This is a genomic window from Sphingobacterium psychroaquaticum (assembly GCF_004421025.1).
Classification (GTDB): Bacteria; Bacteroidota; Bacteroidia; order Sphingobacteriales; family Sphingobacteriaceae; genus Sphingobacterium; species Sphingobacterium psychroaquaticum.
The window spans coordinates 70413-88368 of record NZ_CP038029.1 but is presented as its reverse complement, the minus strand read 5'-3'; the positions used below and the strand labels follow the sequence as shown (position 1 = coordinate 88368).

Genomic DNA, 17956 nt, shown 5'->3' with positions numbered 1-17956 from the left:
CCCAAGTTAATCAATGGTTAGCATATAACCAACCCCTCTGATATTCGTTATCTTGATTCGCTCATCAGCAGCCAGATATTTTCGGATCCTACTAATAAAGACATCTAAACTTCTTCCGGTAAAATAGGTATCATCGTTCCAATAGGCTTTAATAATTTCTTCACGTGGAACAACTCGATCCTTATGTTCAAACAGGCGTCTTAATAATTCGGCTTCACGAAACGACAACTTTTCTTGTTTCTCGCCGTGAGATAGCGTAGACTTCTGTGTATCTAAAATATACGCCCCGATATAGCAAAATTTTGCGACCGCCAATTGTGCCGTTCGTCGCGTTAGCGCTTCAATGCGCACGACCAACTCTTCAATCTTAAATGGCTTTCGCACATAATCGTTTGCCCCCAAATGAAAGCCTTTCACAACATCCTCTGTTTGCGTCAACGCTGTCAAGAATAAAATAGGAACCGTTGTATCAACTCTTCTAATCTCCTCTGCTACCGTGAATCCATCCATAAGCGGCATCATCACGTCAAGCACAACAATATCAGGTTTTTTATGTTGGAAGGCGGCCAACGCATCACGCCCATTCTCTTTATGCCTCACCAAGAAGCCATGGGACTCTAAACTATCCGAGACAATCATCCCTAAACTGGCCTCGTCCTCTACATATAAAATATCAACCATGGTTTTCTTTCTTTAATAGGACTTCCTTCATCGGCAAAGAAACAGTAAATGTACTTCCTTCTCCCAACGCACTACGAACGACGATTTCCCCACCGTGACGGCTTACGACCTGTTTGACATATGCCAGTCCTAATCCAAAACCTTTTACGGCATGTAAATTTCCTTCTGGAACCCGGTAAAACATATCGAATATTTGTTTTTGATGAACCGGATCTATCCCCTTCCCTTTGTCTGAAATCGAGAGTTGCACGCGTTCTGGATCTTCCTTAAGGCGTATATGGAGCAAAACTGGTTCTTCTGAATATTTTACAGCATTATCCAACAAGTTTGCAACCACATTACGCAAATGAGACTCGTCGCCTACGATAAAAAGCGGTTCGTCAGGAAGATCCCTTGAAATATGAACTTCTTTCTTCGAAGACACCTGCAATGCTTGCAATGCCCCCTCTACAACACGCCGTATATCAAACCGGCTCAAGGAAAGCACTACGCCATTTGTTTCATCCACATTCAGCTCCAATACCCGTTCAATCATTTCATGTAAATGTTCTAATTCATGCTTGGAGATTTCCAGATATTTTTCCATTTTGACCTTATCATCTTTTGCTCCGAAATGTTGAATAGCCTCAATTGCTGCCATAACGGTTGCAACGGGCGTTTTCAGTTCATGCGTCATATTGTTGATAAATGATCGCCGCAAAAGTGCTAACTCGTTTTGCTTTTTTATCGTTTTCAATAAATATATAAAGGTCCCCAGCAGTGCAATCAATAAAAGAATAGAAAACAAAACCTGCACCCACATTTTGGAAATATAATACCCCCATGGAGCTTGAAACTTAGCGACCAGAAATTGATCCTCCGCCGGATTAACCAAAATTGGTCGGGTCATAAGTTTGTCCTTCCGCGCTTTTCGTCCATAGTACTGATCAAATTCATCTTGTTTGATTTCCTCCAAACGAAGAACAAATTTTGCCTCGATCTTATTCCGTGCGAACGCTTTCACCAACCGTGTTTCTAATGTATCGAGGAGTTGGTCATTGAAGTTCATCTTTTCCAACAAGTATAGAGGCAACAACTGATCCGGCGCATCCTTCCCTCGTCCAACCTGTTTGACTCGCCGCATATGCATGCGCCGGAGCTCCGAAGTGTCCAGTGCTGAGCGGAATTTTGTCAAGTCGATATCGGGGTATACCGACTTCAATAGTCCCATCAAAGCGTCATAGCGTTTGTTCTTTTCAAGCGGCTCCATTTGCTCCTTTTTCCAGGCAGCAGAGACTTCGTTTTGGTAGTAGTTTTGCAGTACATTAAACAAGGATCTCTCGGCTGTTCCCAAGAATAGCTCCTGCCTGTTTTTATAACTTCCGTACAGCCAGATGCCAAGCACCAATACGATCCCACTTGCCGTTAGGGCGATGATTAACAGCAGTATTTTAAACTTTTTTAACATTATTAATACAAATTTAAATTAGTAGATTTGCAACGCATAAAGAATTAGGCACTTTTAACAAAATATAACACTGATTAACAGTTCTATTTAATTATTTTTGCCAGTCAAACAAGATATATGAATCAATTTTTAAAGAGAACGCTAAACAAATTTGCCCTGCCCATATTTACGCTGATCGTAGCAAGTGCATGTGATAAGGATATGAGTGTTATGTTGGACAACTCGGCAACGAGCAATGTTGGTGTATCTGCAGTTGATTCTTTTACGGTACATACCTCGACCGTTCAGCTTGATAATATGCCTTCGTCGGCAACAGGTGCGATTTTAGTCGGGAAAGCGGTTATACCAAATCTTGGTTCGGTGCAATCCACCTCTTACTTCCGCTTAGGCTTTACCAGCTTCACCAATGACATTCCGACGACTGCAGTATTCGATTCATTAAACCTCGTTCTTAAGCCAAGCACATCGCGTTATTATTATGGTGATACGACGAAAGTTCAGAAATTCTCTGTACACAAAATTTCGGAGCCTCTAGAAACAACGACCTTAACAGGAGGTATTCAGAATACAGCGATTCCCATTTATGTAACGGGGCCATCTATTTTTTCAAAGCGCAAGTTTACATATGAAACAAGCGAACTAGGAGCATTATCTTTTACCCCTCATATTCGGGCAATAGATTCCTTAGACATCAAGTTGAACAGCGGTATCGGAAAAGAAATTTTTGATATGATCCAAGCGAACGATATCAAAGTTGCTTCGAATGAAAACTTCCAAGAGTATTTCAATGGATTAGCGCTTGTTCCAGATAAAAACAACAGTGCTGTAATCGCACTAAGCGACACGCTACAGTTTAAAATTAATTACAGCTATACCGGCACCGATGGTTTTAAAAAGACGGGCGCCAAAGTATTAGTTATTACACAACGCGATTTTCAATACAACAATATCTCTTATGACAGGACAGGGACAGCCTTTGAATCTCTTTCTTTAACAAATAAAGAGGTGAAGACATCGGCCACAGGAGGTGTTACGTTTGTACAATCAGGGGCAGGTGTTGTCGCGAAATTGTCATTCCCTTCGTTAAAGGATTTTATTCTAGATGAGACTGTTTCGGTCAACAAGGCCGAATTGGTTATTGAGACATCAACTCCGAGCATGAACACCATGTATCCAATTCCTGGAAGCTTAATGCTTTTCGTTGCGGATCATGACGGGATTCCGGTGAGTTACATCACCGCCGCATACGGCTCAGGAATCCAACAAGCTGGATTTAAGGCCGGCAATCAAACAGGAAGAAACGGAACATACACGTTCAATTTGATCTCCTATTTAAAAACCTTGAAATCGACGAGTACATACGATGACAAGACTTTGTATCTTAGCACAGTAACACCAGGTTTGTTCAGCACGTTTAATACTGCAGTAATTGCGACAGAACAGGCCAAACCAAAAATTAAATTGAATATATTGTACACTAAATTTAAATAATTTATGAATAAGAAAAATTGGCTATCGTTGATTTTAGTATGCGCTATTGCCCTTACCTCATTCAACTCTTGTAGCAAAAGCGATGACGATGAAACAACTGACGACGGTCCAACGGAGTGGGTGAGATCAACAGTGTTCAAGAATGACCCTAGAAATGGAGCAGCATCTTTCACGATTAATAATGTTGCCTATGTTGTTGGGGGATATGTAAGAAATGAAGGTGTTGTCAATGATGGTTCATCTTTCAATGGCACCACATGGAGTGATATCGCTGACTTTACAGGTACAGCACGTCAAATGGCCGTTGGTTTTTCGATTGATGGCATTGGTTATGTAGGTACAGGATCAACTGGAACAGATGATTTAAATGATTTCTACAAATTCGACCCTAAAACAGATAAATGGACTAAGATCGCAGATTTTCCAGGCAAAGCACGCTATGGAGCCGTAGCTTTTACCTTAGGTAAATTTGCTTACGTTGGTTTAGGTTCTACTAAAACAGACAATAAATTTAGTGATTTTTACAAGTACGATCCAGCAACAGACGTATGGACAGAAATCCCTTCACCATTTAAATACAAGAAAGCATTCGCATTTACTTTTGTAATCGGCGACAAAGCTTATGTAGGTGGTGGTTATGCGAACAGCGCAAACTTGCCAGAAGATTTCTATTCTTTTGATGGAACAAACTGGAAGCCTTTAGCTGATCTTAACAGAAGTGACGCGAGCTACACGTATGATGTAAGAAAATACAATGCTGGTGCTTTCGTAATTGGCAACAACGGTTATGTAGTAAGCGGAAGAAGTGGATCAAGTATCACGAATACGGTATGGAAATATGATCCGGCTTCAGATTCATGGACAGATAAACACCAGAATCTTCCTGCTGACGCACGTGAAAAAGCAGTATCTTTCACCCTTAATGGAAAAGGATATATCAGCACAGGTGTAAATGGTTCATTTATCTTCGATAACACTTGGGAATTTACTCAAGTACGTTAATCAGAACCGACTAAAAATATTTAAACGGACATGCTTTTGTATGTCCGTTTTTTGTTTCAAATGATCGCTCCAATTCTTCAGAAGATCTTGAAAAAGTGACCTTGGTCAATCTTGGGTTGATTTTTTTCCTTAACTTTGCCCCGTAATTTATATTTAACAACACATTAAACGCCGTTTGCAGCGGTATCAATGCATATGAGTCAATATCAAACATTACTGTACTATTGCTACAGTCCTATCGAAAATGCGGAGCAATTTGCCGCAGAACACTTAGAATTATGTCAATCGCTTAATCTTGTCGGCCGTATTATTGTGGCGGACGAAGGGCTTAACGGCACAATCTCGGGCACTCCAGAAGCGTGTAAAGCCTATATGGATGCTGTCTATGCAGATGGACGCTTTAACAAGACGGAGTTTAAGATCGACGATGTAGAAGAGCTTTCTTTTATTAAGATGCACTGCCGCTATAAGCCGGAAATTGTACACTCTGGTCTTCGTGATCCAAAGGAGATCGACCCGAATAAGCAGACCGGTATACACTTAGAGCCTAAGGATTTCTTGGCGATGAAGGATCAAGAGGATGTGGTTATTCTGGATGTACGTTCGAACTACGAGCACAATGTTGGTCGTTTTAAGAATGCGATTACATTGGATATCGAAAACTTCCGTGAATTTCCAGAGAAAATAAAAGAGCTGGAGCAATATAAGGACAAGAAAATCTTGACCTACTGTACAGGTGGGATCAAATGTGAAAAGGCATCTGCTCTCTTGTTAAAAGAAGGTTTTGAAGATGTATACCAGTTGCACGGTGGAATTATTAAGTACGGCAAAGAAGCTGGCGGAGAAGATTTTGAAGGACAGTGTTATGTATTCGACAACCGCGTTACGGTAGATGTGAATGCGGTAAATCCTTCGATCGTTTCCACGTGTAAGAACTGTGGCGTTACGACATCAAAGATGATCAACTGTGCGAATGCCTTATGTAATGAGCATTTCACGCAATGTGATGCCTGTGGATGGGAAATGAAAGGCTGTTGTTCGACCGATTGTATGGAGCAACCAAACAACCGGGAGTACGATGGTACGGGCTATTATGTGAAAGTACCACAACCTGTCAACCAGGATAAAATCAGTAAAAGAAAACACAAGAACTTTCCGCCAAAAACGGAAGTTGAAGCATAAAAAAAGAGGCCTGGGCCTCTTTTTTTATGCTTGTATCATTATTATGCTTCTACTGTCGCTGCCGAGGTCTGTACCGTACGGTCAACTTTCTTGACTAGTCCTTGTAATACATTTCCTGGACCAACCTCAACGAATGCCTCTGCTCCGTCAGCTAATATATTTTGAACGGTCTGTGTCCAACGCACCGCACCAGTTAATTGCGCAATTAAGTTTTCTTTAATCTGTGCCGGATCGGTATATGGCTTTGCATCCACATTCTGATAAATCGGACAAACAGGCGTTTTGATTTCTGTCGCCTCAATTGCGGCTTGCAGCTCTACTTTTGCTGGCTCCATTAAAGGAGAGTGAAATGCACCACCAACGTTTAGCTTAAGAGCACGCTTAGCGCCTGCCTCTGTCAATAAAACACAAGCTTTGTCTACGCCTTCGATCGATCCTGAGATAACCAACTGACCCGGGCAATTGTAGTTTGCTGGTACAACAACTTCTTCAACTTCCGCACAGATGCGTTCTACCGTTTCATCATCCAATCCTAAGATAGCGGCCATTGTCGAGGGTTGCGCTTCACAGGCTTTCTGCATCGCGTTTGCGCGTTGTGCCACCAAACGTAGTCCATCCTCAAAAGACAGGGCTCCTGCTGCTACAAGGGCTGAAAACTCGCCTAATGAGTGTCCCGCAACCATAGAAGGTTGAAAGCTTGCTCCCAGAGCTTTAGCTAGAATTACGGAATGCAAAAAAATGGCCGGTTGCGTAACATTGGTTTGTTTCAACTCTTCATCCGTTCCCGAAAACATAATATCCGTAATACGGAAACCCAAAATATCATTTGCCTTTTCGAATAAGGCTTTGGTTTCTTCGTTCAAATTGTAAAGGTCTTGGCCCATTCCTACGAATTGCGCCCCTTGACCTGGAAAAACATAAGCTGTTTTCATTGATAATGTCATAGTTAAAACACAAACATAGATAAAGTTGATTTTCTATGCAAGTATTGTCGGGAATAAGCGGTCGGTTATTCGGGAACAAAAGCCAGAGAAGAGAGCTTTGTCTCATCAAAGATATCAATGGCGATATCGTGAAACTCACGTGCCGAAACCGCATCAATTTTAGCAAATACTTCGTCCAGTGAAATGATACGATCGTAGTCCATAATATTTTTGGCCACCGCAATAATCATGCTCATTCGATTTTCTTCTGCTAGCGCAATCTGTCCTTTAAATTTATTTTTTGCTTTCTTGAGCTGAATCTCTGTCAGCCCTTTATCCTTCAGCTTGTCCAACTCTTTAAAAACAAGTCGCTTTGCACGCTTTACTTTTTCCACATCTGTTCCCAGATAAATGGTAAACAAGCCTGTATCAGAAAACATGGTGTAGTTAGACTCAATGGTATAGGCTATTCCATATTTTTCCCGAATTGATAGGTTAAGGATCGAGCTCATCCCCATACCGCCCAATAGATTATTAAGCAGTAACAAACCTGTTTTTCGATCATCCCGAATACTATATGCCTGCGCTCCTAGCATATAATGTACTTGGTTGATCGGTTTTTCGATCTCGATATGCTGGGCAATTGTACGACCAACCTGCGCTCGTAGTTTCGGACTGTTATTTTCGGGTACCGATTCAAAATAACGACGCACCATTCGCTCGACGGTCTTCAAATCATAGTCTCCTGTGATTCCGACTACGATTTCGTGTGTATTATAGTTTTCTTGTAAAAACTTTTGCACGTCAGGACGATCAAAAGCGAGCAGGTCTTCCTCCAATCCAAGGATATTGTGCCCTAATCCAGAGTTTTTGAATACAAGATCTTCATAGTCGTCTATGATGGATTCTTCGGGACTATCGAGGTACGAAGCCATCTCGTCTACAATAACGCCTTTTTCTTTTTCCATTTCTTCCTCTGGGAAAGTGGAATGAAAGATAATATCTTCGAATAGATCAAGTGCTTTATGGAGATGTGGGTTTAAAAGAGAAGCATGTATACAGGTATATTCCTTGGTGGTGTAGGCATTGAGGTCACCACCAACCGCTTCAATATAGTTTAAGATCTGCTGTGTTGATCTTCTTTCTGTTTGCTTAAAGAGCAGGTGTTCAATAAAGTGTGCCATGCCATATTTACCGGCCTGTTCATCCCTGGCTCCTGCATTGACAACTAAACAGGTGTGGGTGATAGGTGACGCCTGTCGGTGTAGCACCACACGAATACCATTATCCAAACGGATAACTTCATATTCCATATCGATGTGATTTGATTTTTTCAACTTGCAAAGTTACACAATTATTCACGAATCCTTAGAGCGATATATCTGTTAATCGTCAGGAATAGAATTCTCCGTCATAAAAAAACAGCCGTAACTATCAATTTGTTACGGCTGTTTTAATTATACTATCTCTTTTTGCTATTACATTCTTGGTCTACGCATGCCGCCGTGTCCAGACTCTTCCTGGAATGGATTCACGCCAGAGAACTTTTGTAATTTAAACGTGAAAATCAACATAAAATAACGACCTAAACGGTTCGTTTGGCTATCTGTGATAAAGTTATCAGATATCGTTCTAGAAATATTTGTTTGCTCATTAAGCAAGTCAAAACCTTGTAAACGAACCGTTGCTCGCTGTCCAGCAAGGAATCGCTGCTCGATATAAGTATTGATTACAAATGGATTTGCATTTACACCGTACCCTTGATTAAATGTTTTTGACAAATCAGCTCCAAAAATCGTAGTCGGTGTTATGTTCACCGATCCAATCAAATTAGGTGTCCACGAAGAGACACTTCTGTTACTGTTGCTTGAAAAGGTATTTTTTGTATAGTTATACGAATAACGAACACCTGGATTGATCTCCAAGTTTTCTGACGGATTATATCGAAACATAACGCCCTGCATAAAGACCCAATTGTTCGCAATGTTTTTATCACCAGAAAGTGCTTCTCGTTCATTAGAGATAAAGGAAACATTCTTATTATAATTAACAGACCCCATCAACATCAGGTTGTATGTTTTCTCTTTTAATGACTTTCCATAATGGTAAAATGAATTTATACCGTATACATTCTCACCGGCATTTAGATAACGGATTTCCTGCAACACACCTAATTTAGCAGCAGATTCATCGCGGTACGATTTACGAAAGTTCACAATTTTATCTGTCGTAAGATTCGCATTTAACATGGCGAAAAATGTATTCCCTTTCTGGAAATCACCGCTACGATAACGAACCTGCATTTGATGTCTAAATTCAGGATCTAAGTCCGGATTACCAATTGTTGTATTGGTACGATTCGTACTAACTTCGAAGGGAAGAATCTGGCTTACACCGGGTTCTGTTGCTTGCCCGGAATAGTTTACAGATATATTTTTCTGTCTAGAGAATTTATATTCGAACCGCGCAATTGGGACAATATTAAAGTTCTTACGATCGATAACCGCAGACTCTGATAGACTATAGGCCATACCATTTAAGACAGAAGGTTGCACCGAGGCTCCTAAAGAGTAAGTTAATTTATCATCACTATGAATATAACTTGCTCCGACGCGATGCGTGGTAAAAGAATAATCATAATCGTAGCTATAGTTGAGCAAAGGATTATCTATAATATTCCCTAGTCGGTCATATCCTTTTTGGGTATTCGAATTGTCGTATTTATTCTTATTCAAATCATAGGTAATTTCCATCCGCCCGTTTTTACTCAACGGTTCGGTGTAGGATAACGTCCCTCCTGCGTTCCAGCTCTTATTCATCATTGCCTGTATCGTCTGTTCATAGATTGAATCCATTGACGCATTAGGATTACTTTCGCTTGCAACTAGATTTTCCAAAATACGATTGTAGTCACTCTCCGTTGCAGCATTATCATAGTTAAAGTTCAAGAAAAAGTTTCTTCCTTTATCGTTTAGCTTACGGTTATATAAACCACTCACGTTATATCGCGGAGTAGATGTTTTAGACGATGTATTTAGATTTTGAATGTTGTTTAACACATCTCCAAAATAGATGCTGGTATTATCATAAATCCGGCCATCGTTGTTATCAAAACCAATTTGTGGAGATATCTTTAAGTAATCCTTATCTGTAATATTCCACTCGATATTACTCTCAAAGCGATGGCTTGCCTTGATCGCATTATTATCAGAACTAGAGCTGTTGATCTGGTTTAAACCAAGATTCTCTTGTCTCGAACTCGTTAGTGTTGTATTATCATCGCGGCCATAGGAATAACTCCCGTATACTTTAAGCTTCTCCGAGAAATCATGGCGTACATTTAGTCCAATAGATCCCGTATTGGTCAAACCGGAAGTTGCTCCAAACATACCTCCGCCGCGTCCACCGCCACCGCCTTGGCGTCGACGGGCACCACCGCCCATGCTGTTAAAGTCAAAAAGCTGGGCATTCATATTGTTCAAGTTACCCAAAACAGAAACTTGCGTATTATTATTCAACCCCATCCACATTCCCGTTGTTTGATAACGGTCTTCCGTTCCGTATCCAGCGCGCAGCGTCGTCATGTAACCTTTATTATATTGTGGATCTATTTGGATATTCAAGACCTTCTCCGAGCTTCCACTTTTGTTCCCCGTAAGGTTAGCCATATCCCCATAATCATCGACGATTTGTAACTTCTGAATAATATTTGCAGGTAGGTTTTGTGTTGCCGTTTTTACATCTCCACCAAAGAAATCCTTTCCGTTGATCCGAACACGCGTTACCGACTCTCCTTGAGCGGTTACATTACCATCTTTATCGACCTCCACACCTTGCAGTTTTTTTAGCGCATCCTCCGCAACAGCACCTTCTCGTAGCTTTAAGTCTTTGGTACCGTACTCAATTGTATCTCCCTTGACCTGCACACTGATGACTCCTCCTACGACAATCTCTTCCAACATGTTTGGAATTCCGGTTAATTCGAAAGAAGGAATAATCATTTTCTCCTGTCCTTTCGGAAAGGTAAATTCTTTTTCAAACGGTTCAAAACCAAGGCTACTTACTTTGATTTTAAATGCTTCAGCGCGCACATTATTGAACGTATATATCCCTGCTCCGGACGAGCTTGTTCCCATTGTGTCTTTACCAGCAATAAGCTGTACCGATGCTCCGGCGACTGTTCTCGATTCCGTATCGCGCAACATACCTTGCACGACTTTTCCCGTTTGGGCAAACGAGGCTCCACTCATCAAGAGTAAACAAGCTACTGTTACTCCTATAGCCCTAAACACATGTATCATATTATCTCTTCTCATTATATTTATTCTACCAACGTTCCTTGCAGCACGACTTCCATCGTGATCTTCGTTTTTGACTTCCCTGTCATGCGCGAAGAGTTCACTCTATGTGGCGAGCTGCTACCGGATCGGTTATTATTATTCGCTGTTATCGGAAAAGCAGTTCTTTCATCATTAATAGATAATTTCAGCACCATTTTATGATCGACAATGGTTACCAAGCTCTTGGGAATAATTGCTTCATAACACAAAACACTATCCTGTATCCGCGCTTCTGCCTTCAGCCCATAATTATTTTGTAACGACAATAAGCCGTCAATAATCGTAGGAAAGCCCGACACATAGTATCCACGAGTCCGGCTAATCAAGTCGCTCTTATAATCCTTTGCTGGATCAAAATCTTCCTGTAACATGGCTCGCTTAACCTCTCTATCTGGAAAAGGATATACAAAAATGCGGTCCTTTTTTTTCTTGTGATCAGCCATAAAATTGAGGATAACACCATTTCTAGCAACCAGATTTTGTAGTGTTGGGTCTTTTACACGGACAGCGACAAATATGTTTTGTGCATCGTGTGCAATTTGATAGAACCATTTTCCTTGGTTGCCCACATCAGCCCAGTTAGCCCATTCCGACAAGTCTCCATCAACGATAATGCTTTTATTCACATGAAAATCTACTGCCTCTTTCTTTTGTGCAAACCCACATAAACCTAAAAACAATAGTACAATACCTAAAATATTTCTTTTCATCGCAAACATATCAACAGAAAAACCCTCGTGTAGCGAGATTGTTTTTTGTTATTCAATACAAAGAAAGAAATTACTAATGTAAATTAGTGTAAATCAATTGCCATCACAGAGTTGTTACATGGAAAGACGAATGACTATCTTTGCTTCATGTTATTATCTACTTTCCAAAAAGAGCTTATTGAAGCGGGCTGTGACGAGGCGGGTCGTGGTTGCCTCGCCGGGCCGGTCTATGCGGCGGCTGTTATATTTCCATCAGATTATTCCAATCCATTACTGAATGATTCGAAACAGCTTTCCGAGAAAAAGCGCATGGCGCTACGCCCGATTATTGAACAAGAAGCCTTAGCTTTTGCTGTAGCGAGCGTATCCGCCGCAGAAATCGACCAGATTAACATTCTTAATGCATCCTACCTGGCCATGCACCGTGCTTTGGATCAACTGTCAACGAAGGCAGATTTTATCATTGTAGACGGAAATCGCTTTAAAACCTACCACCAAGTGCCACACACCTGTATCGTAAAAGGGGATGGTAAATATCTTTCCATCGCCGCAGCCTCGATACTTGCTAAGACATACCGCGATGAGTACATGGACGGTATAGCGCTGGATTTCCCGCAATATGATTGGTTGTCCAATAAAGGATACCCTACAATAAAACATCGCAATGCGGTGTTGGCGTATGGTTCGTGTATACATCATAGAAAAACCTTTAAAATAACAGAGCCGCAGCTTAAGTTATTTTAAAGGTTTTCGACTGGCACGAGCTTATACCTCGTGCCATCATAGGCTATCTTAAGCCGTTTATTTCTTGGCTGGTGCCTTATTTTTCCGAGAGGAGAAATACACGGTTCCAGCGAGCCCCAACACCAATACAATCGACGCAATAAGCGATATCATACTACTGATGCGCATAGACGCTGGTGCGAATATAAACTCGATCTTATGGTTTCCTCCTGGAATTTGTAATGCACGCAGAATATAATCGGCGCGAATAATCGGCACTTCTTTCCCATCAATATATGCTTTCCATCCTTTATCATAATATACTTCGGAGAACACAGCAAAAGCATCGTTCGGAGAAGTAGATTCATATTTCAATGTATCTGGATGGTAGGAAACAAGCTTAATTTCTGCATTTGCCGGCTGTCCTAAACGGGAAGCATTAAGCTTATCCTTGAATTCTTCGTGCACAAAAGCTTCCTTCGTTGGATCAAAGCTGCTAATCGCTTGCATCTCCTGTGCATTATCTTTTACAAATGTTACCTTATTGACAAACCAGGCGTTTCCTGCTGCTGTGCTACGACGTTGAATTTGCTCTGCCCCATTTTGTTGATTTTGCGTAATCAAATAACGTACGTTGAACATATCCAAAACGTCTTCGTTGATGGCACCATTAAACTGGTGTTCTAAGATTTCTTGAAAGCGCATCAGCTTTGCCGCATGGTATCCCCCAAGACTCTTATGGAAATAAGAAGCACGTGCGTCAGAGAACGGATTCGTTGTTAGATCAAGTACTCTATAGCTAGGATCTTTATCCAAACGAATAAGTTGGTCGACCTCACGTTCAACCACATGCGATTTCGCTGCGCGGTCATCCACAAACGAATCATTGTTTAGGTAGCGTTTATCAACGGACCATAAGTCCGCCAAAATCACCACACCAAGGATGGCAATAAAAGCCGTTACATTAAGTTTCTTCTTGATATAGAACCAAACTAGACCAAATGTTAATGCTACAATAAATAAAGAGCGGTAAGCATCTTTTGTAGCCAACGATGTCCGGTCTTTCACTAAGGCATTCGCCAATTCATTGGCGGCACCTTGATCACCTAATTGCTGGGCTAAATGGGCAACAAAATCTCTATGTGTCGACGTTTTAAAATCTAAGAATAAACTAGGCATCAAAGCCACCACTAAACATAAACCACCAACACCAATAAAAGTGTACAGAACCTTCTTATCAAGTTTTTCGATCTGATCCCCTTTTGTCAGCAATTCGTTGACGGCCAGCATCGCTAACACCGGAATTAAAATGGCTGCAATAACAAGCGTTGATTCGACTGCCCGGAACTTATTATACATCGGGAAATAATCGAAGAATATATCCGATATAAGTGGGAAATGACGTCCGAATGCCAAGAAAATAATAAGCACCGTTGCGGCCAAGATCCACCACTTAATGCGGTCTTTCACAATGATCAGTCCCAATACAAACAAGAAGATCACCGCCGCACCGAAATACCATGGGCCTGAGGTCATTCTCTTTTCACCCCAATAGGTTGGTAGGCTTTGGGCAATCTGAAGTGCCTGTCCTTCTGGAAAACCTTTGCTGGTAAAGAACTTTACTACGTCAGACTTTTCATCCAACACTCCGCCAGTCATACCACCATAGGCGTTCGGAATCAAAAATGTAATATTTTCTCCTACTCCCTGGCTCCAGTCGTACGCATATTCCTTATCCAATCCACCGCTTTTTCCTCCGTCTTCCACCTTTACAATATTCGCCTTACCGCGTGTCGTAAGTTTACTGTACTCATATGTTGGAAACAGAACAGAAGCATTTACTAGGACCGCTAATAGAACGGCTCCAATCTGGATGGCTGAGGCCTGCGCAAACTGCTTTAGTTTCTTATCGCGAATAGCATAATATAGTTCAAACAGTACAAATACCAATAATGCGATGAATAGATAGTAGGTCATCTGGATGTGGTTTGTCCGTATCTCCAACGCCATGAATAACGCTAAGAGTGTAGCTCCCCACAGTCGATTTCCTCTATAACAAAGTAAAACCGCACCAATAATTGGTGGCAGGTATGCAATGGCATATGCTTTGTTCAAATGGCCCGCTTCGATATAAATGAAGTTGTACGATGTAAATGCCAATGCTATCGCACCGACCGCAGCAAGCCATGGCTTTAAGCGCAATACCGAAAACAAGAAGTATCCGCCCAGAAGATAAAGGAGCACAATATCAGTAGGCACCGGAAATACCGTTTTTAGTGCTTTACCAATATAGGTCGTGACATTGGTCGCATGTGCATACCAAATCTGGTAGGTCGGCATACCGCCAAACATGGAATTAGTCCATAGCGGGGCATGTCCATCAAGCGCTTTATAGTCGAAGAGTTCTTTCTGACTCCCTTCGGCCTGCATCACGTCATGCTGCATTAATGTTTTCCCACCAAAAATTGGCGAGAAGTAGAAGAACACCAACACAATAAAGATCGCGATGATGATAAAATGTGTCGAGTTTTCCTTAAACCACTTTTTCATGAAATACTATAAAAGGATTATTAAGTTAAGCACCAAAAATATACAAATGATTTGAATTTATCAGCATAAAATCGGTGGGTTTAAGGAAATGGCCGGTTTGCCTTTCTCTTGAAAGAAAAGCACGACTATTTGGAAAGAAAGGAATTGGCCGGGGCTTGGGATTTTTCTATTTTGTTGTGAGATTAACCTTTTACCTTAATTCTTACCACTAGATATGTTCCTATAGCTCTAAACAATGCACTAATAGGAATCTTCCCCGTCTAGTTTGCTTTTTTTTACACCATTTCTAAATTACCACACTAATGCAAAAGGTTTGAAACGCAGATAATCAACTGATTTTCACCAACAAATTCGTCAAGCAAGCATTAAACCTCGACGAAACAGTTAATTCTCTCGATAAACCTATTCCACCTTCTGGATCAACTTCTTGATATCGGCGAGCTCGCCAAAAAGCACCAAAAGGTCACCTTCCTCAAGCACCGTCTCTGACCCCGCAATTCCCGACGCTTCCTTCCGCTGAATCAGCTTGCCTTTTACCTGCTGTTCAAAAGACTTCACCGTGGTGAGTACAATAATTTTATATCGATTTGTCAAATCCGCTTCGCGAAGTGTCATCCCAATATACTTACTGGGCACCCGCGTTTCAATGATCGAATAACGATCAGATACCTTAAAAGAATCCACAATATCCACATTGTCCAGTCGCATCGCTAATCGTTCAGCAGCCTCCTCTTCTGGCATCACATGCTCCTCAATCTGCATCGCTTGAAGCACCGTTTTTTGTAAATCAGACACTACTCGTCCAATTATACGTTTCACGTTCAGCTGCTTTAGTAACGCGGTCGTCAGTAAGGATGCCCCTTCATCTTCGCCAATAGCGACAATTGCCGCATCGCAGTCACTCAAAGGCAAGGATGTTACCGCTTCGCGATCCGTGGTATCCATACACACCGTATAGGTAATCTTATCTTTTAGTTGCTCGACGATAGTCAAATTCTTATCTACGGCAATAACTTCATGGCCCAGCTCTGTCAGATGTACCGCAAGTGATTTCCCAAAATGGCCCAGCCCTAATATGATATACTTCATACGCTAAAATAATATTTTCTCTGTTGGATAAATATAACTCTTGTTCCGTGTATTCTTAATAAAAGCCACCAGCAGGGTTAACATTCCCACGCGACCCACAAACATCGTCGAAATAACAATAACCTTACCTAAAGGTGATAAAGAGGGCGTAACGCCTAGACTTAAACCGCACGTTGTATAGGCGGAAACCACTTCAAACAATAGACTTTTCATAGGCTTTTCATCATCCGTAAAATTCAGCAAAATAAAACTTACTCCGATAGCCAGAACCGAAAGTAAAATAATGGCAAAAGCCTTATTTACAGACTCTGCTGCGATGCGTCGTTTATGAATTTCAATAGATTCTTTGCCTCGCGCTAAGGAGAAGATGTTCAGCAAGGCAACAGCAACAGTGGTTACCTTTACCCCGCCTCCTGTCGAACCTGGGGAAGAACCGATCCACATGAGCAAAACAATCATAATAAGCGTCGGTGCGGTTACGAAATTAACATCCACACTATTGAAGCCCGCTGATCGCGAAGAATTTGCCATAAAAAAGGATGTCACCCACTCTCCAGCTATCGTACTATCATCGCCCAATGTGCTCCCGCGTTCCAATAGAAAATAAGCTATAGTCGCCACAGCCACCACAATAGCATTGCATAGCAATACAAATCGAGAATTGAATGTAAAAACCTGTGGCTTATGTGCATGCGGTTTCCGTAAAATGAGGCGCCTGACAAGCCCCTTTATTTTGTGTCGGGCAAACGTATAAAAATTATATACTGTTCCAAAACCTAACCCACCCAAAATAAAAAGACTAGACAAACAAAGCTGAAAGGCATAATTAAAGCGATAGCCTATATTGTTTATTCCATCAGGAAGAATCGAAAAGCCGGCATTACAGAACGCAGATATGGCATGAAAAGCCGAGAAGAAGATCCGATCCCCCAAGGAATCAAACTGCTCTGTATCCAAGGAAGAAAAAATCATGACGCCACCGATAAACTCGAAAAGAAGTGTTATAAAGATAATAGTCAGTAAGGTAGAGATTACATCATTGAGTTTATTCTCGCCAAGAATTTCACCAAACATAAGTTGGTTTTTGTACGAAAATCCGCCCGAGAAAAAGTAGCCAAAAAAACCGGTAAATGTCATAATCCCCAATCCACCGACCTGTATAAGAATCATAACCACAGCTTGCCCGAAGGTGGAGAAATTCGTTGAGATATCCGTGACCGACAACCCCGTAATACACACCGCGCTGGTTGCCATAAACAAGGCGTCAATAAAATTTAAGGGCGTTACAATCGTTGTTCTCGGTAACATAAGCAGTACCGTTCCAAGCAAAATCAATGCAATGAAACTGATAACAAACAAGATCGTAGGGTTGAAGTAGAAATTATCAAAGAAAAGACTATTTCGAGATAATTCAGACAGAAATAAGATCGCAATTCCAAGATACACCCATTCCTGCTTCGCAAAATAAGCCTCTGGGCGAAGTCTAGCAACAGCAATCAACATAAAATAAGCAATTAGTATCAACCCTGATATTTGAGAAATACTAAGCTTCCGCTCCACAAAAAAGGTCGCCAAGGTACGTAATGAGGTTAAGGCAAACAGACTGTAGAACATCACTAAGATCGTTCGTTCCGTTACCGCAGCGACTTCAGCATCTGTTGTATATCCAATATGTATAATAACAACGCAGATACAAAACAGGCTAAGATAGAACATCATCTGATCTATGCGGTTGTTTTTATACTTTACTAAATACCGTAATAATTCAATAAAACGTTCCATTAGCTACAAACTTAAAATAATCGGACGACATACACC

Annotated in this window: 13 protein-coding genes; 4 read left to right on the top strand and 9 right to left on the bottom strand. The window is 41.2% G+C overall.

Annotated features, from left to right (window positions below; all coding sequences use genetic code 11):
- Window positions 1–6: 6 nt before the first annotated feature.
- A complete protein-coding gene (locus tag E2P86_RS00405) occupies window positions 7–681 on the bottom strand; it encodes a response regulator transcription factor (protein ID WP_085474010.1) in 675 nt (224 codons plus the stop codon).
- Window positions 674–2128 carry a sensor histidine kinase gene (locus tag E2P86_RS00400; RefSeq protein ID WP_134429993.1) on the bottom strand — a complete coding sequence of 485 codons (1455 nt, stop codon included), beginning with the start codon at window positions 2126–2128 and terminating at the stop codon, window positions 674–676. The genes E2P86_RS00405 and E2P86_RS00400 overlap by 8 nt, the downstream gene beginning before the upstream one ends.
- Window positions 2129–2245: 117 nt before the next feature.
- On the opposite strand from E2P86_RS00400, the gene E2P86_RS00395 reads away from it, so the two are divergent.
- The 3 genes from E2P86_RS00395 to trhO all read left to right on the top strand — a co-directional run bounded on the left by E2P86_RS00395 (window position 2246) and on the right by trhO (window position 5803).
- Entirely contained in the window at window positions 2246–3619 is a 1374-nt protein-coding gene (locus E2P86_RS00395; protein ID WP_085474008.1) for a DUF4270 family protein, read from the top strand.
- A 3-nt stretch (window positions 3620–3622) separates the two neighbouring features.
- Window positions 3623–4621 carry a Kelch repeat-containing protein gene (locus E2P86_RS00390; RefSeq protein ID WP_085474007.1) on the top strand — a complete coding sequence of 333 codons (999 nt, stop codon included), beginning with the start codon at window positions 3623–3625 and terminating at the stop codon, window positions 4619–4621.
- Window positions 4622–4816: 195 nt separating this feature from the next.
- Window positions 4817–5803, top strand: a complete 987-nt coding sequence (gene trhO / locus E2P86_RS00385) for an oxygen-dependent tRNA uridine(34) hydroxylase TrhO (RefSeq protein ID WP_134429990.1) — start codon at window positions 4817–4819, stop codon at window positions 5801–5803.
- Between the two features lie 41 nt (window positions 5804–5844).
- Here the strand turns inward: trhO and fabD are convergent, their stop codons facing one another.
- The 4 genes from fabD to E2P86_RS00365 all read right to left on the bottom strand — a co-directional run bounded on the left by fabD (window position 5845) and on the right by E2P86_RS00365 (window position 11776).
- Entirely contained in the window at window positions 5845–6735 is an 891-nt protein-coding gene (gene fabD / locus E2P86_RS00380; RefSeq protein ID WP_085474004.1) for an ACP S-malonyltransferase, read from the bottom strand.
- 77 nt (window positions 6736–6812) lie between these two features.
- On the bottom strand, window positions 6813–8039 hold the full coding sequence (locus tag E2P86_RS00375; RefSeq protein ID WP_134433963.1) for a M16 family metallopeptidase: 1227 nt from the start codon (window positions 8037–8039) through the stop codon (window positions 6813–6815).
- Window positions 8040–8204: 165 nt separating this feature from the next.
- Window positions 8205–11042 (bottom strand): outer membrane beta-barrel protein, encoded by a 2838-nt coding sequence (locus E2P86_RS00370; protein WP_240775546.1) that lies wholly within the window; start codon window positions 11040–11042, stop codon window positions 8205–8207.
- A 5-nt stretch (window positions 11043–11047) separates the two neighbouring features.
- Window positions 11048–11776, bottom strand: coding sequence for a hypothetical protein (locus E2P86_RS00365; protein ID WP_134429987.1), 729 nt, complete (start codon window positions 11774–11776; stop codon window positions 11048–11050).
- A 147-nt stretch (window positions 11777–11923) separates the two neighbouring features.
- On the opposite strand from E2P86_RS00365, the gene E2P86_RS00360 reads away from it, so the two are divergent.
- Window positions 11924–12520 (top strand): ribonuclease HII, encoded by a 597-nt coding sequence (locus E2P86_RS00360; RefSeq protein WP_134429984.1) that lies wholly within the window; start codon window positions 11924–11926, stop codon window positions 12518–12520.
- 57 nt (window positions 12521–12577) lie between these two features.
- Here E2P86_RS00360 and E2P86_RS00355 read toward each other — a convergent pair whose 3' ends face one another.
- The 3 genes from E2P86_RS00355 to E2P86_RS00345 all read right to left on the bottom strand — a co-directional run bounded on the left by E2P86_RS00355 (window position 12578) and on the right by E2P86_RS00345 (window position 17920).
- Complete coding sequence (locus E2P86_RS00355; RefSeq protein ID WP_134429980.1) at window positions 12578–15049, bottom strand: YfhO family protein; 2472 nt, start codon at window positions 15047–15049, stop codon at window positions 12578–12580.
- A 402-nt stretch (window positions 15050–15451) separates the two neighbouring features.
- Complete coding sequence (locus E2P86_RS00350) at window positions 15452–16138, bottom strand: potassium channel family protein (RefSeq protein ID WP_085473993.1); 687 nt, start codon at window positions 16136–16138, stop codon at window positions 15452–15454.
- Between the two features lie 3 nt (window positions 16139–16141).
- The gene (locus E2P86_RS00345; RefSeq protein WP_085473992.1) at window positions 16142–17920 is read right to left on the bottom strand and encodes a TrkH family potassium uptake protein; all 1779 of its coding nucleotides are present in this window, start codon (window positions 17918–17920) and stop codon (window positions 16142–16144) included.
- Window positions 17921–17956: the final 36 nt, after the last annotated feature.

What these genes read in the sequence shown, in the direction of transcription:
- fabD (WP_085474004.1), bottom strand. Translation starts at nt 6,735, where the DNA reads ATGAAAACAGCTTATGTTTTTCCAGGTCAAGGGGCGCAATTCGTAGGA.
- E2P86_RS00355 (WP_134429980.1), bottom strand. Translation starts at nt 15,049, where the DNA reads ATGAAAAAGTGGTTTAAGGAAAACTCGACACATTTTATCATCATCGCG.
- E2P86_RS00395 (WP_085474008.1), top strand. Translation starts at nt 2,246, where the DNA reads ATGAATCAATTTTTAAAGAGAACGCTAAACAAATTTGCCCTGCCCATA.
- E2P86_RS00365 (WP_134429987.1), bottom strand. Translation starts at nt 11,776, where the DNA reads ATGAAAAGAAATATTTTAGGTATTGTACTATTGTTTTTAGGTTTATGT.
- E2P86_RS00345 (WP_085473992.1), bottom strand. Translation starts at nt 17,920, where the DNA reads ATGGAACGTTTTATTGAATTATTACGGTATTTAGTAAAGTATAAAAAC.
- E2P86_RS00350 (WP_085473993.1), bottom strand. Translation starts at nt 16,138, where the DNA reads ATGAAGTATATCATATTAGGGCTGGGCCATTTTGGGAAATCACTTGCG.
- E2P86_RS00405 (WP_085474010.1), bottom strand. Translation starts at nt 681, where the DNA reads ATGGTTGATATTTTATATGTAGAGGACGAGGCCAGTTTAGGGATGATT.
- E2P86_RS00360 (WP_134429984.1), top strand. Translation starts at nt 11,924, where the DNA reads ATGTTATTATCTACTTTCCAAAAAGAGCTTATTGAAGCGGGCTGTGAC.
- trhO (WP_134429990.1), top strand. Translation starts at nt 4,817, where the DNA reads ATGAGTCAATATCAAACATTACTGTACTATTGCTACAGTCCTATCGAA.
- E2P86_RS00400 (WP_134429993.1), bottom strand. Translation starts at nt 2,128, where the DNA reads ATGTTAAAAAAGTTTAAAATACTGCTGTTAATCATCGCCCTAACGGCA.
- E2P86_RS00370 (WP_240775546.1), bottom strand. Translation starts at nt 11,042, where the DNA reads ATGAGAAGAGATAATATGATACATGTGTTTAGGGCTATAGGAGTAACA.
- E2P86_RS00390 (WP_085474007.1), top strand. Translation starts at nt 3,623, where the DNA reads ATGAATAAGAAAAATTGGCTATCGTTGATTTTAGTATGCGCTATTGCC.
- E2P86_RS00375 (WP_134433963.1), bottom strand. Translation starts at nt 8,039, where the DNA reads ATGGAATATGAAGTTATCCGTTTGGATAATGGTATTCGTGTGGTGCTA.